General features: G+C 64.0%; 13 protein-coding genes. 12 read left to right on the top strand and 1 reads right to left on the bottom strand.

Annotated elements, in window-relative coordinates; all coding sequences use genetic code 11:
- Nucleotides 1-102: 102 nt before the first annotated feature.
- The 12 genes from nrfA to G4923_RS17885 all read left to right on the top strand — a co-directional run bounded on the left by nrfA (nucleotide 103) and on the right by G4923_RS17885 (nucleotide 12,930).
- The gene (nrfA, locus tag G4923_RS17940; protein WP_163137867.1) at nucleotides 103-1,545 is read left to right on the top strand and encodes an ammonia-forming nitrite reductase cytochrome c552 subunit; all 1,443 of its coding nucleotides are present in this window, start codon (nucleotides 103-105) and stop codon (nucleotides 1,543-1,545) included.
- A 51-nt stretch (nucleotides 1,546-1,596) separates the two neighbouring features.
- Entirely contained in the window at nucleotides 1,597-2,193 is a 597-nt protein-coding gene (nrfB, locus tag G4923_RS17935; protein WP_163137866.1) for a cytochrome c nitrite reductase pentaheme subunit, read from the top strand.
- Nucleotides 2,190-2,870, top strand: a complete 681-nt coding sequence (locus G4923_RS17930; protein ID WP_163137865.1) for a 4Fe-4S dicluster domain-containing protein — start codon at nucleotides 2,190-2,192, stop codon at nucleotides 2,868-2,870. Before nrfB ends, G4923_RS17930 begins: the two co-directional genes overlap by 4 nt.
- A gap of 90 nt (nucleotides 2,871-2,960) precedes the next feature.
- Nucleotides 2,961-3,914 (top strand): cytochrome c nitrite reductase subunit NrfD, encoded by a 954-nt coding sequence (gene nrfD, locus G4923_RS17925; protein WP_162627375.1) that lies wholly within the window; start codon nucleotides 2,961-2,963, stop codon nucleotides 3,912-3,914.
- 258 nt (nucleotides 3,915-4,172) lie between these two features.
- Nucleotides 4,173-6,131 (top strand): heme lyase NrfEFG subunit NrfE, encoded by a 1,959-nt coding sequence (gene nrfE / locus G4923_RS17920; protein ID WP_163137864.1) that lies wholly within the window; start codon nucleotides 4,173-4,175, stop codon nucleotides 6,129-6,131.
- Nucleotides 6,128-6,682, top strand: a complete 555-nt coding sequence (locus G4923_RS17915; protein WP_163137863.1) for a DsbE family thiol:disulfide interchange protein — start codon at nucleotides 6,128-6,130, stop codon at nucleotides 6,680-6,682. The genes nrfE and G4923_RS17915 overlap by 4 nt, the downstream gene beginning before the upstream one ends.
- On the top strand, nucleotides 6,679-7,884 hold the full coding sequence (nrfF, locus tag G4923_RS17910; protein WP_163137862.1) for a heme lyase NrfEFG subunit NrfF: 1,206 nt from the start codon (nucleotides 6,679-6,681) through the stop codon (nucleotides 7,882-7,884). The genes G4923_RS17915 and nrfF overlap by 4 nt, the downstream gene beginning before the upstream one ends.
- A 91-nt stretch (nucleotides 7,885-7,975) precedes the next feature.
- Complete coding sequence (locus tag G4923_RS17905) at nucleotides 7,976-8,428, top strand: NUDIX hydrolase (protein WP_163137861.1); 453 nt, start codon at nucleotides 7,976-7,978, stop codon at nucleotides 8,426-8,428.
- Between the two features lie 352 nt (nucleotides 8,429-8,780).
- Complete coding sequence (pbpG, locus tag G4923_RS17900) at nucleotides 8,781-9,701, top strand: D-alanyl-D-alanine endopeptidase (protein WP_139744283.1); 921 nt, start codon at nucleotides 8,781-8,783, stop codon at nucleotides 9,699-9,701.
- 161 nt (nucleotides 9,702-9,862) lie between these two features.
- On the top strand, nucleotides 9,863-10,003 hold the full coding sequence (locus G4923_RS17895) for a DUF2256 domain-containing protein (RefSeq protein WP_163137860.1): 141 nt from the start codon (nucleotides 9,863-9,865) through the stop codon (nucleotides 10,001-10,003).
- Nucleotides 10,003-11,523: a cryptochrome/photolyase family protein gene (locus G4923_RS17890; RefSeq protein ID WP_163137859.1), complete on the top strand. Its 1,521-nt coding sequence runs from the start codon at nucleotides 10,003-10,005 to the stop codon at nucleotides 11,521-11,523. The genes G4923_RS17895 and G4923_RS17890 overlap by 1 nt, the downstream gene beginning before the upstream one ends.
- 153 nt (nucleotides 11,524-11,676) lie before the next feature.
- Nucleotides 11,677-12,930, top strand: coding sequence for a D-amino acid dehydrogenase (locus G4923_RS17885; protein WP_163137858.1), 1,254 nt, complete (start codon nucleotides 11,677-11,679; stop codon nucleotides 12,928-12,930).
- A gap of 54 nt (nucleotides 12,931-12,984) precedes the next feature.
- On the opposite strand, the gene G4923_RS17880 is transcribed toward G4923_RS17885, so the two are convergent.
- On the bottom strand, nucleotides 12,985-13,683 hold the full coding sequence (locus G4923_RS17880; RefSeq protein ID WP_163137857.1) for a TetR/AcrR family transcriptional regulator: 699 nt from the start codon (nucleotides 13,681-13,683) through the stop codon (nucleotides 12,985-12,987).
- Nucleotides 13,684-13,852: the final 169 nt, after the last annotated feature.

The following is a 13,852-nucleotide window of genomic DNA, read 5'->3' as shown; positions in this document are numbered from 1 at the left end:
ATAACAATTAATCGGCCTGCCATGCCCATCGACCATGGGCACAGATGTCCACGCACCAAGATGGAACGGTCAGGCTCGGCATGGACATTTTATCTGGGAGTGATGACCGTGGGTTCACATAACAAGCCATTTCGGCCGGGTCTGGCCGCCCTGCTGCTGACTGCCCTGCTGGGCACCAGCATGCTGGCACAGGCAGACGAGGCCACCCCCGAGGGCAAGATAGAGGCGCGCAGCGAGCTGTTCGCCAAGGATCACGCCGATCAGTTCAGCAGTTGGAAAAACACCAGCGAGAGCCGGGAGCGCACCGACGCCCTGGCGGAAGATCCGCAGATGGTGGTGCTCTGGGCCGGCTACCCCTTCTCCAAGGATTACAACAAGCCCCGCGGTCACTTCTATGCCCTGACGGACGTGCGCGAGACACTGCGCACCGGGGCACCGAAAACCGCCGAAGACGGTCCCCTGCCCATGGCCTGCTGGAGCTGCAAGGGCCCGGATGTGGCCCGCGTCATCGACGAGAAAGGCGAAGATGGCTACTTCAAGGGGATGTGGGCCAAGGGCGGGCCGGAAATCGTCAATACCATAGGCTGCGCCGACTGCCACGACACCGCCTCGAAAGAGTTCAAGGAAGGGAAACCTGCCCTGCACCTCTCCCGCCCCTATGCAGACCGCGCCATGACCGCCATCGGCAAACCGTTTAAGGAGCAGGGCCGCTTCGATCAACAGTCCCAGGTGTGCGGCCAGTGCCACGTGGAGTACTACTTCAATGGCCCCACCAAGGCGGTGAAATTCCCCTGGGACAAGGGCACCACTGTCGAGCAGATGGAAGAGTACTACGACGAAATCGGCTTCGCCGACTGGACCCATGCCCTCTCCAAGACCCCCATGCTCAAAGCCCAGCACCCCGAGTACGAGACCTGGCGCGCCGGCATTCACGGCCAGAACAACGTCGCCTGCGTCGACTGCCACATGCCCAAGGTGCAGAACGAGCAGGGCAAGGTCTACACGGATCACAAGGTGGGTAACCCCTTCGATCGCTTCGAGCAGACCTGCCGCAACTGCCACACCCAGAGCAAGGAGATGCTGCAGGGGGTGGTCAAGCAGCGCAAGGATGCGGTGACCGAGATCAAATTGAAGGTCGAGAAGCAGCTGGTGCACGCCCACTTCGAGGCCAAGGCGGCCTGGGATGCCGGCGCCACCGATGCCGAGATGAAGGACATTTTGCAAGACATCCGTCACGCCCAATGGCGCTGGGACTTCTCCATCGCCTCCCACGGGGTGCAGATGCACGCCCCTGAAGTGGCGCTGCGCATGCTGGGTACCGCCCTGGACAAGGCCGCCGACGCCCGCACCAAGCTGGCTCGCCTGCTGGCGGCCAAGGGGATCAGCCACGAGATCGCCATTCCTGACATCTCCAGCAAGGAGAAGGCCCAGGCCGCCCTTGGCATGGACATGAAGCAGATGAACGGCGACAAGGCCCAGTTCCTCAAGACCACAGTCCCCGCCTGGGATGCCGAGGCCAAAGCGGCCGGACGGCTCGCACAGTAACGAGATTTGCGGGCCCGCCGAGTCGGGCCCGCAATCGGATGGAGGCTTCCTATGGGTGATTTAACGATGGATTTCTTACGACTGATGCTGATGGCGGCCATGCTGCTGACCAGCCTGCAGGGCCAGGCTGCCGAGGCGACGATCGCGCCTGCGGCCCTGCCCCAAACGCATGACGTGGCGTTCTTGCGCAGCCCCGACAAGGCCTGCACCGACTGCCACAAGGAGCAGACCGAGGGGATGCATGGCAAGCATGGTCAGGCGACCAACCCCAACAACCTAGCGCCTGTGACCTGCACCAACTGTCACGGCCAGCCCTCCCCCCAGCACAGGGAAGGGGTCAAGGACGTGATGCGCTTTAGCGACAGCTTCAATGAGAAGCAGAGCACCGGGACCTATCCCATCGCCGAGCAGAACGGGGTCTGCATGAGCTGCCACGAGCCCAAACCCCTGCGCGAGGCGCTCTGGGCCCACGACGTGCACGCCACCAAGCTCAGCTGCACCAGCTGTCACGCGCTGCACCCGGCCAAGGAACCCATGGTGGGGATAGCCGAAAAATCCCGCATCAAGATCTGCGTCGATTGCCACAGCAAGCAGCATCAAGCCAAGGTGGCCGGCCTGCAGGTCAATGCGGGCAAGGAGGCACCATGAGCTGCTCTCGTCGTGACTTTATGGCGGGGATGGGCGCGGGGGCCCTCATCATGATGACGGGGCCGACCCGCGCCCTTGCCACAACCCTCGCCCACAGCCAGACCATAGACGGGGTCCGCTATGGCATGCTCCATGACGAGACGGCCTGCATCGGCTGCACCGCCTGCATGGATGCCTGCCGGGAGGTGAACCAGGTGCCACAGGGGGTCTCGCGGCTCGAGATCCTTCGCTCCGGCCCCATAGGCACCTTCCCCGATGCCGACTACCACTTCTTTCGCAAGTCCTGCCAGCACTGCGACAACGCCCCCTGCGTCCACGTCTGCCCGACCGGCGCCTCCCATATCCGCAAGGAGGATGGCATCGTCGACGTGGCCCCGGACTTGTGCGTCGGCTGCATGTATTGCCTCGCCGCCTGCCCCTATCAGGTGCGCTTCATCAACCCGGTCACCCGGGTGGCGGACAAGTGCGATTTCTGCCGCAAGACCAATCTGGCGGCGGGCAAGGAGCCGGCCTGCGTGGCCTCCTGCCCCACCAGGGCGCTGGTGTTCGGCAATCTGGATGATCCCGATAGCCCGATTGCCAAACGGCTGGTGAAGGAGACCACCTATCGCTACAAGCAGGGGCTCGGCACCTCGCCCAAGATGTACCGCGTGCCCAAAGGGGAGATAACGTCATGACCATGCAAGCGGCATTTCATTTTTCTTCCCTTGTATGGGGATTTGTCCGATCGCCATCATCTACCGCAGTAACAGAGGGAGGAATGAACCATGTGGCATGACGCATTTCACTTCCCTTCCCTTGTCTGGGACTGGCCGATCGCTATCTATCTGTTTCTGCTCGGCATCTCCGCCGGGGCCACCAGCCTCTCTGTGCTATTGCGCCGCAAGGGGGCCGGCAGCGAGAGCGGCATCATCAAGGCGACCGCCCTGCTGGCGCCACTCTCGGTGATCCTGGGGCTCTTGATCCTCATCTTCCACCTGGCCCGCCCCTGGACCTTCTGGAAGCTGATGTTCCACTACCAGTTCGATTCTGTGATGTCCATGGGGGTCATGCTGTTCCAGCTCTATATGGCGGTGCTGTTCGCCTGGCTGGCGGTGGTGTTTCGGGCCGAGATCGAGACCCTGCGCCGTCACCTGCTGAAAGAGAAGTTCGCCTTTGTGGATGGGCTGATCGCCCTGTTGGCCCGCGTCGAGCGGCTGCTGGCGCCGCTCTTGTTGCTGCTGGCGGTGCTGCTGGGGGCCTACACCGGCTTTCTGCTCTCGGCGCTGAAGACCTATCCGCTCTTGAACAACCCTGTGCTGCCTGTGCTCTTCCTGGTTTCCGGCATCAGCTCCGGCATCGCCTCCACCATCTTGCTGGCGGTCACCCTGTTCAAGGAGCACCACCACAGCCCGGGCGTGAGCTTTGTGCATAGCTTCGAGCGCCCCGTGTTGGCGGTAGAGGTGCTGCTGCTGGTCTGCTTCTTTACCGGTCTCTACTTCGGTGGCGGTCAGAAGGAGGTGGCCATGTGGGCCGCCATCGGCAGCGGCTTCTGGGCTCAGGTGTTCTGGGTCGGGGTGGTGGGGATCGGCATGCTGTTGCCCCAGCTGCTCTCCCTGCTGGCTCCGGCCGCGCTGCGGGAGCGAAACGGCCACCTGGTGCTGGTCTGCAGCCTGACCCTGGTGGGAATACTGCTGCTGCGCTACTTCGTGCTCTATGCCGGTCAGATGACGGTTGTATAAGGGGAAATGCATGATTTGTAGCAAAAGCGACCATACGACGTCGGCTTGCAGCATGACCCTGATGGGCATGCTGCTGTCTGATGCTGCGTCATCCTCGTATGCCGGCCAGATGACGGTTGTTTAAAAGTATGATCACCAGCGCCAGCCACCCTCGGGGGACTGGCGCTGGTTTGTTTCCAAGAGTGTGGATGTTATCCCCCAGCGCCGGTGCTGTGCAGACGCTGCGGCATAACATAAACGAATGAAACTGGAGGTTGTGTGCTGGCGGAGTTCGGCTATCTCTCACTGCTGCTGGCGGCGGCACTCTCCCTGCTGCAGGGCACCCTGCCCTGGCTGGGCTTGCGCCTCGCCTCCCCGACCCTGCTGCGCTGCGCCAAGCCGCTGGCGCTGCTCAATGCCGCCCTGCTCGGGGCGGCGCTGGGGCTGCTCGCCAGCTGCTTTGCCCGGGATGACTTCACCATCAGCTATGTGGCCCAGCACGCCAACAGCGCCCTGCCCATGGGCTTCAAGCTGGCGGCCGTGTGGGGAGGCCACGAGGGCTCCATGCTGTTCTTCGTCTTTGCGCTGGCCCTCTGGGGGGCGCTGGTCGCACTCTGTTCGAAACGGGTCGATCCGCTGATCCGCGCCCGGGTGCTGGCCATCATGGGGCTGATCGTCGGTTTGTTCGCCCTCTATACCCTGATCTTCTCCAGCCCCTTTGACCGCCAATTCCCGGGGCCGCTTGAGGGGCGCGATCTCAACCCCATGCTGCAGGATATCGGCCTTATCATACACCCGCCCCTGCTCTACCTCGGCTATGTGGGCTTTGCGGTCAACTTCGCCTTCGCCATGGCGGCGCTGCACTCGGGCCGGCTGGACGGCGCCCTGGCCCACTGGAGCCGCCCCTGGGCGCTCGGCTCCTGGGTGTTTCTCACCGCCGGTATAGTACTCGGCTCCTGGTGGGCCTATTACGAACTCGGCTGGGGCGGCTGGTGGTTCTGGGATCCGGTGGAAAATGCCTCCCTGCTGCCCTGGCTGATCGGCACTGCCCTGCTCCATGCCCTCGTGGTCTGCGAGAAGCGCGGCGCCTACGGCCACGGCGTCTTGCTGCTCTCCATCTTCACCTTCGCGCTGAGCCTGCTCGGCACCTTTGTGGTGCGCTCCGGGGTGCTCACCTCGGTGCACGCCTTCGCGGTGGATCCCAATCGCGGCCTCACCCTCTTGCTGCTGCTCGGCCTGTTATTGACCACGGCACTCACCCTGTATGCCCTGCGGGCCGATACCCGTGCCCCCTACGCCCACTTCGGCTTCTGGTCAAAGGAGGGGCTGCTGGGCGCCGCCATACTGCTGCTGTCGGTGGCCTGCGCCTGCGTGCTGCTCGGCACCTTCTATCCCATGGTGTTCCAGTCCCTGCATCTGGGGTCGCTCTCGGTGGGCGCCCCCTATTTCAACGCTATTTTCGTGCCGCTGGCGCTGGCGCTGATGGCGCTCATGACCCAGATCCCGCGCCTGCGCTGGCAGGGGCTGATGGCATCCTCCCGCCTCAAGATACTGCTGCCGCCCCTGCTAGGCCTGCTGGGGGGCGGCCTGCTCAGCCTCGCTTATCGCGAGCAGGGAACCCTGGGCTGGAGCGGAATCCTCGCCAATCTGATAAGCCTCTGGCTCATCGCGAGCCTGCTGATCAATTTCTCATTCAATATCCATGGCCTGAGTGCCAACCGGCTCGGGAGCCTGCTGGCCCACCTCGGGGTGGCGGTATGCGCCCTCGGCATCGCTCAGGTGAGCCACCACAGCCAGGAGGGGGGCACAGTGCTCGCCGCCAATAAACCCTATCGCCTCGGCGCCCATGAATTTCGCTATGAGGGGAGCGAGCCGCTGATCGGCCCCAACTACACGGCCGAGCGCATCACTGTCAGCGTGCACAAGGATGGCCGGGAGGTGGCCAGGCTGGCCCCGGAGCGGCGCCACTACAGCGTGCGCACCATGAACATGAACGAACCCGGCATCCAGGGGGGCCTGTTTGGCGATCTCTACGTGGTGCTCGGCGAGAAGATGGGGCCCGATGCCTATGCCATGCGGCTGCATCATAAGCCGCTAGTGCGCTGGATCTGGCTCGGCGGCATACTGATGATGGCGGGCGGCGCCCTGCGTCTGCTGGGGCGCAAGCCGCTGCTGGCAGCCCAACCGCAGACCTCTGCACATCAAGTCGCGGGCTTGCTCCCCAAGGAGGCGCCATGAGATCCCGCCTGCGTCTCTTCCTCCCCCTGATACTGACCCTGGGCCTAGGCGCCCTGCTCTGGCTCGGCCTTGGCAAGGATCCTTACCGCCAGGACGAGGCGACCCTGGGGCGCACCCTGCCGACCTGGCAAAGCGAAAACCTGCTGGATGGGGGGATTATTGATACCGCTGAGCTAAAAGGTGAGCCCTTTGTGCTCAACGTCTGGGCCAGCTGGTGCCCGAGCTGCCGCGCCGAGCATCCTCTGCTCAGCGAGCTGGCCAAGACAGTGCCCCTCTACGGCCTCAACTATCGGGACAAGGGGGATGCCGCCCGTGTCTGGCTGGCACAGGTTGGCAATCCCTATCAGGCCGTGCTGGCGGACCCGGACGGCAAGCTGGCGCTGGAGCTCGGCGTCTACGGTACGCCGGAGACCTATCTGTTTGCCGCCGATGGCACCCTGCTCAGCCGCCACACAGGCGAGCTCACCAAGGAGGTCTGGCAGCGCCAGTTTGCGCCCCTGCTTGCCAGGGCCCGTGCACTGCCCACCCCACAGACGGAGGGGCAACCATGAAGATCCGCCCCCTCATCAACCCGTTGCTGATGGCCCTTGCCATCATGCTTGTCATGGCGCTGAGCCCGGCGGCCCTTGCCAGCGGGGTCGATACCTATCAATTCCAGCACCCGGAGCGACAGAGCCGCGCCCAGGATCTCGCCCGCGCCCTGCGCTGCCCCCAGTGCCAGAACCAAAACCTGGTGGAGTCCAACTCCCCCATAGCCCGGGATCTGCGCCTCGAGGTCTACCGCTGGGTAGACGAGGGGCAGAGCGACGAGCAGGTGATCGCCCGCATGACCAGCCGCTTTGGCGATTTCGTGCGCTACGATCCCCCCTTCAAGGGCAGCACAGCGCTGCTGTGGGGAGGGCCAGCCCTGCTCTTGTTGCTGGCGCTTGCTCGCCTGCGCGCCAGCCTGCAGCGCAAACAGCAGATTCGCATGCCGCTGATTGGCGATAAGGAGCAAGGGAACCTGGCCCAGGATCCCAGGGCCGAGCTGAACCGGCGCATCATGGCAAGGGAGCAGGCAGGTCTCTCCCCCCATGATCCCCTCTATCGGGAGCTGGCCGCCGCCCACCATGCCAATGCCACGCCCGTCGCCGAGCTGGCCCTGCGCGAGCGGCTGACCCAGGCCCCCGGCCGCAGCAGGCAGCACGCGCGCGCCCTGCTGCTGCTCGGGATAGTGGCGATAGGCACCGTTGCCGCCGGTTATGCCGCCAGCGGCCGCTATCAGGCCTGGCAGGCCTATCAGTCCCGCCCCGAGCCCCTGGCAGGGTTGAGCCCGCGGGATCTGCAGGACAAGGCGCTCGGCGCCCTGCACCAGCGGCTGCAGCGCAACCCCGCCGATCTCGAAGCCTGGGCCGAGCTCGGCCAGTTGTATCTGTATCGGGACGAGTACGACAACGCTCTGCTCGCCTACCAGCGCCTCGCCCTGCAGGAGGGGGGCGCCAGCGCCGCGACCCAGGCCGCTCAGGCAACAGTGCTCTACTACCAGGCTGGCCAGCGGCTCACCCCACAGTCGCAACGTCTGCTCGACGCCTCCTTGGCACAGGACAAGGGGGAAGTGAGCGCCCTGATGCTGCTCGCCTCCGATCACTTCCTGCACGGCCGCTACACCCAGGCTATTGCGCTGTGGCAACAGCTACTGGACGAGGAGCGCCCCCGCATCAACCGCGCCGCCCTTATCCAGGCCATTCAGACCGCCCGCATCATGGGGGGCTAACCGGGGACAGGGCTGGACGCAGAAAATGGGGCAAGGGGAGCCGAACAACCCCATAATGCAAACCGTGATTTCACGACGACAAGGTACAGGCATGATCCCCATTCGCTGCAACGCCGTCTCCGGAGTGGCGCTATCGGACATCGATGGCCAGATAAAGATACTGCTGATGAACCGGGTCAAGGGTGGCTTCTGGTGCCATGTGGCGGGCACGGTCGAGGCGGGTGAAACCGGCTGGCAGACCATAGTGCGCGAATTTGGCGAGGAGACGGGCATCAAAGTGACCGAGCTCTATAACGGCCAATATCTGGAGCAGTTTTACGACGCGGCCACCAACACCGTGATGATGGTGCCTGTGTTCGTGGTCTATTGCCCGCCCCATCAGGCTGTGACCCTCAACGACGAGCACACCGAGTACCGCTGGTGTTCGCTCGCCGAGGCCAAGGCGCTGGTGAGCTTTCCAGGGCAACAGGCGCTCTATGACCATGTCTGGCACCATTTTGTGGCGCACCGCCCCTCGCCGCTGATGAGGGTGGCGCTGCGCTGATCCGGGTCGGCTGGCATCCCCCTCGCAGCCCCTGCCGGCGCCTATCTTCCCGACACAAAGAGGATTAATGGTGCCTTCGGCCCAATGCCGCCCCGGAAGGCGCAAAAAGAGTAGCAATGATTGGTCAGAAAGGGCATATAGTGCGCCCCATGACGGGCTGAACCAGGCCAATGTGTGCGCCATGAATGGCTCATTATGAATCCCGTGAGAGGGCGCTATAGCCGTGAAATCGGTTATTTCAAGGTGAGCCATCCCATAAAATGGAAATATCGGGCCGTCAGACGTTGTGAAGCGTCAATTACCGTCATATAACTTAGCCAAATGTCCCTGTCAGTCGTAGTAGAGCCAAACCATGAACCTTCGTCCTTTTCTTCCCCTGCTGCTCGGCGCCTTCCTCCTTCCCGCCAGCATGGAAAGCGCCCATGCCAACCCGTTTTCTGCGACCTCCTCCTCCACCAACAGCCTGATAGCACCACGCACCAATCTCGCCCTGGGATCCGATGCCTTCGTGGTTGCCAACCCCAGAACCGGGGAGATCCTGGCTGAACGCAACGCCAATCGGGTGATGGCAATCGCCTCCATCACCAAGCTGATGACGGCACTGGTGGTGCTGGATGGCAACCAGCGCCTCAACGAGATGCTCACCGTCACCATGGACGATGTGGACAGGATCAAGGGCACAGGTTCCCGCCTGGCCATAGGCTCCCGCCTCAGCCGCGCCGACATGTTGCACATCGCCCTGATGTCGTCGGAAAACCGGGCCGCCTCGGCCCTGGCGAGACACTACCCCGGCGGCCGCCGCGCCTTTATCGAGGCGATGAACGCCAAGGCCCGCATGCTCGGCATGTGGAGCACCCATTTCGCCGACAGCACAGGGCTCAACCCGCGCAACGTCTCCAGCGCCCACGATCTCGCCAAGCTGGTGGCCAGCGCCTCCAGCTACCCGCTGATCCGCCAATACTCCACCACAGAGCACAGGCTGGTGCGCAACGGCAAACGCCAGATGCAGTACCACAACTCCAACCGCCTGGTGCGGGAAGGAAGCTGGCCCATCATGGTCTCCAAGACCGGCTACATCCGCGAAGCGGGTCGCTGCCTGGTGATGGACACCCGGGTCAACAATGAACCCGTGGTCATGGTGCTGCTTCACGCCAATACCACGGATGAGCGGGTGGCCGACGCCAAGAAGATCAGAACCTGGCTGGAAACCTCGGGCCGCATGACCCTGACCGCCCAGTCCACGCCCCGCACCAAGCTGTTCAGCAACCAGTAACGGTCACAGAAGGCCCCCGCACCGACAGGTGCGGGGGCCTTCTCATTGCACCTCTCTCCTCGCAAGCCGGAACGACCTCTTTCCCGTCCCACTGTGATCCCATCCTGGTTGCGCTTCGTTATGCAGGCAGAGTTCGGTCAACCCAGTGAACGAGGCGGAACATGCACCTCAAACCTCATCTACCCGAGAAAGTCTGCCCCGTCTGCCAGCGTCCCTTCACCTGGCGGCGCAAGTGGGCCCGCTGCTGGCAGGAGGTGCGCTACTGCAGCGAACGCTGCCGCCGTCAGAAGGAGCACGCCTGATGGAGCTGCGCCTCATCCTCGGGGATCAACTGAACGCCGGTCACAGCTGGTTTCGCACACCGGATCCCGCCGTCTGCTACCTGATGGCGGAGCTGCGCCAGGAGACGGACTACTGCCGCCACCATCGCCAGAAGGTGCTGGCCTTCTTTGCCGCCATGCGTGCCTTCGCCGCCGCCCTCACCAAGGCGGGTCACCGGGTCTGTTACCTGACCCTGGACGAGAGCGCCCCCTGGCCCGATTTGCCGAGCTTGCTGGCGGCCCAGATCGCCCACCATCAAGCCGAGCGCTTTGCCTGGCAGAGCCCGGACGAGTGGCGCCTTGCCAGCCAGCTTACCCAGTGGGCCGCAGGTCTTGCCATCCCGGCCCGCGAAGTGGACAGCGAGCATTTTCTCACCCCCCGGGATGGCTGGCGACGCTACCCCCACAGCCGGATGGAGTTCTTCTACCGTGCCCTGCGAAAGCAGTACAAGGTGCTGCTCGATGAGCGCGACCAGCCCCTTGGCGGGCGCTGGAACTTTGACAGCGAGAACCGCGCCAGACTGCCGGAGCGCCAGCCCATACCGGCAACCCTCACCTTTGCCAACGAGGTGAGCGACATCGATGCCATGCTGACCCGCCACGGCGTCGCCACCATTGGCACTGCGGATGCCAGCGCCCTGCCCTGGCCCGTCTCCCGGCGCCAGAGCCGCGCGCTGCTTGAACACTTCCTTGCACACTGCCTGCCCCACTTCGGCCGCTATCAGGACGCCCTGAGCGAACGGGGCTGGAGCCTGTTCCACAGCCGCCTGTCGTTTTCGATGAACAGCAAGATGCTCCATCCCCTCGAGGTGATCCGCGCCGCGCAATCCCACTGGCAGGCCAATCAGGCCACCATCACCCTGGCACAGGTGGAGGGCTTCATTCGCCAGATCCTCGGCTGGCGCGAGTTTGTCCGCGCCCTCTACTGGGAAAAGATGCCGGACTATGGTCGCGTCAATGCCCTGGGGGCCGAGCGCCCCCTGCCCGGTTTCTTCTGGAGCGGGCAGACCCGGATGGCCTGCGTGCGCCACGCGATCCAGCAGTCCCTTGATCACGCCTATGCCCACCATATCCAGCGGCTGATGGTGACCGGCAACTTTGCCCTGCTGGCGGGGATCCATCCGGATGAGGTGGATGCCTGGTATCTCGGCATCTATGTGGATGCCATCGAGTGGGTGGAGCTGCCCAACACCCGCGGCATGAGCCAGTTTGCCGATGGCGGTCTGATGGGCAGCAAGCCCTACGCCAGCAGCGGCACCTACCTGGAGCGGATGGGCCACTACTGCAAGGGGTGCCACTACGAGGTGAAGGAGCGCCGCGGGCCGGACAGTTGCCCGTTCAACAGCCTCTACTGGCACTTTTTATGGCGCCATCGGGAGAGGCTCGGCAGCCACCCTCGCCTCGCCCTGCCCTATGCCAACTGGGATGGTCAGCCAACCTCCCGGCAACAGGCAATCCTGGCGACGGCGGAGCACCATCTGCTTCACCTGGAACGACTCTGAATCGACCAGATTTCATGCCAGAAAGTGAGCAGATGACAACATTGAGAGCCAGTTAACAAAATGTGAATGGTGATAATCACCAATGATAACGACACCAGTTGAATATCCTGTGGCGGCTGATTAAGGTGGAGGCCCCAGTCAAGGAGAGACAAGATGGACATAGTGGTACTCGGTGGTGGCGTGGTCGGTGTGACCAGCGCCTGGTATCTGGCCAAAGCCGGTCACAAGGTGACCCTGCTGGAGCGGCGCGGCGGGGTGGCCCTTGAAACCAGCCATGCCAATGCGGGTCAGATCTCCCCGGGTTATGCCTCTCCCTGGGCGGCCCCCGGCATTCCCCTCAAGGCGGCCAAATGGCTGCTGCAAAAACACGCCCCCTTCACGGTGCGCCCCACCTCGGATCCCTTCCAGCTGCGCTGGATGCTGAAGATGTTCGCCAACTGCACCCCGGCAGCCTATGCGGTCAACAAGGGGCGCATGGTGCGCCTGGCCGAATACAGCCGCGACTGCATGAAGCTTTTGCGCGACGAGCTGGCGCTGGACTACGAGGGGCGCCAGCTCGGCACCCTGCAACTGTTCCGAAGCCAGGCCCAGCGCGATGCCAGCCAGCGCGACATCGAAGTGCTGGAAGAGTACGGCGTCCCCTACCAGTCCCTCGATGCCGACGGCTGTGAGGAGGTCGAACCCGCCCTGGCAAGGGTGCGCGGCAAGGTGGTGGGTGGCCTGCGCCTACCGGGGGACGAGACGGGGGACTGCTTCCGCTTCACCCAGGCCCTGGCTGACGAGGCACGGCGGCTCGGGGTGGAGTTCGTCTTCAACTGCGCCATCGACGAGGTTGAACTCGCCCAGGGGCGCGCCGTGGCGGTGCGTGCCGGCGAGCAGCGCTTCAAGGCCGACGCCATCGTCTGCGCTCTGGGCAGCTATGGCACTGGCTTCTTGCGCCCCCTCGGGATAGAGCTCCCCGTCTACCCGGTCAAGGGCTACTCCCTCACCCTGCCGATGACGGATGCCGCTGGGGCGCCGCGCAGCACTGTGTTGGATGAAACCTACAAGGTCGCCATCACCCGCTTCGATGAGCGGATCCGGGTCGGCGGCATGGCCGAACTCAGCGGCTTCAATCTGGCGCTCAACCCCAGACGCCACGACACCCTGGCCATGGTGGTGAGGGACCTCTTCCCCGAGGGGGGCGATCTCCCCCGGGCCGAGTTCTGGACCGGGCTGCGCCCCATGACCCCGGATGGCACGCCCCTGGTGGGCCCCAGCCCCATCCCGGGCCTCTGGCTCAACACAGGCCACGGCACCCTGGGCTGGACCATGGCGGCAGGCTCGGGCCAACTACTCAGCGACCTCATCTCGGGCAGCGCTCCGGCCATCAGCGACGAGGGGCTGACCCTGGCCCGATACGGCTAGCCCGCAGGGCGCAATGCCAGATGCAAGAGAGGGAGTGCCTGGCACTCCCTCTCTTTATTCATCCCTCTTCGTTGGAACTGGGCCAGCCGGTGCCAGTCCCGGCATCGACTGCCAGACCCGGGCGGGATCCGGCTCCTCAATGGCCGCCATCATCAGCTGCTCGCTCCAGCGTCTATGCAGTTGCCACAGCTGCGCCCCCGCCTCCCCCTGCCCCTTGGTGCACTGCTTGGCCACGTCCGCGGTGCGGTAGAAATAGCGCACCAGGGTGATGAGCTCGGACTCGGGCCAGCGGCAGCCAAAGTGGCGCAGCCGCTCGGACCAGAAGGCTACCTGACGCCCCTCGTGCTCCTGCTCGACCCCGTGCAGGGCGGGAATGAGATCCATCGCCTGCCACAGCGCCCCATAGCCGACGAAGCGCTCATCCAGCGCCTCCAACGCCTCGTCCAGCATCAGCAGGGTCTGCGGCCAGCTGTCGGCCTGCTCGCGGATGACCTCCTGCGCCTCGCACACCGCCGCCAACCAGTCCAGGGCCAGCCGGCAGATGATGGCCTCCTTGTTGGGAAACAGATGGTACAGCGACTTGATGCCCACCCCGGCGCGGGCGGCGATGGCGTTAGTGTTGAGGGCCGCAAACCCCTGCTCCTGCAACAGGGCCAGGGTGGCCTGCTCGATGCGGCTCGCCACCTCCTGGCTACGCAGTTGCCTGGGTTGGCGCCGCATGCACAGTTCGGCCGGCAGCACGTGTTGTGACATTCTCTTCCCCCGATGCGGTCTCCGCCCCCAAGGGGCGACTGGTTGTCATAACTACATGATGAGACAAGGTAAACACAAGTCAAAAAAAGTGCAGCAATCACTGGCATTTTTCAGAATAGCTGCAATAACCATAAGTGCTCATATCTGCAGTAAAAACTGCAATTAACCC

It is taken from the genome of Aeromonas rivipollensis (assembly GCF_010974825.1).
Taxonomy (GTDB): domain Bacteria; phylum Pseudomonadota; class Gammaproteobacteria; order Enterobacterales; family Aeromonadaceae; genus Aeromonas; species Aeromonas rivipollensis.
Note: the sequence above shows the minus strand (reverse complement) of the source record. Positions and strands in the feature narration are given on the sequence as shown.

Coding starts and splice junctions, on each gene's coding strand:
- nrfA (WP_163137867.1), top strand. CDS start 103: ATGACCGTGGGTTCACATAACAAGCCATTTCGGCCGGGTCTGGCCGCC.
- nrfB (WP_163137866.1), top strand. CDS start 1,597: ATGGGTGATTTAACGATGGATTTCTTACGACTGATGCTGATGGCGGCC.
- G4923_RS17930 (WP_163137865.1), top strand. CDS start 2,190: ATGAGCTGCTCTCGTCGTGACTTTATGGCGGGGATGGGCGCGGGGGCC.
- nrfD (WP_162627375.1), top strand. CDS start 2,961: ATGTGGCATGACGCATTTCACTTCCCTTCCCTTGTCTGGGACTGGCCG.
- G4923_RS17915 (WP_163137863.1), top strand. CDS start 6,128: ATGAGATCCCGCCTGCGTCTCTTCCTCCCCCTGATACTGACCCTGGGC.
- nrfF (WP_163137862.1), top strand. CDS start 6,679: ATGAAGATCCGCCCCCTCATCAACCCGTTGCTGATGGCCCTTGCCATC.
- G4923_RS17905 (WP_163137861.1), top strand. CDS start 7,976: ATGATCCCCATTCGCTGCAACGCCGTCTCCGGAGTGGCGCTATCGGAC.
- pbpG (WP_139744283.1), top strand. CDS start 8,781: ATGAACCTTCGTCCTTTTCTTCCCCTGCTGCTCGGCGCCTTCCTCCTT.
- G4923_RS17895 (WP_163137860.1), top strand. CDS start 9,863: ATGCACCTCAAACCTCATCTACCCGAGAAAGTCTGCCCCGTCTGCCAG.
- G4923_RS17890 (WP_163137859.1), top strand. CDS start 10,003: ATGGAGCTGCGCCTCATCCTCGGGGATCAACTGAACGCCGGTCACAGC.
- G4923_RS17885 (WP_163137858.1), top strand. CDS start 11,677: ATGGACATAGTGGTACTCGGTGGTGGCGTGGTCGGTGTGACCAGCGCC.
- G4923_RS17880 (WP_163137857.1), bottom strand. CDS start 13,683: ATGTCACAACACGTGCTGCCGGCCGAACTGTGCATGCGGCGCCAACCC.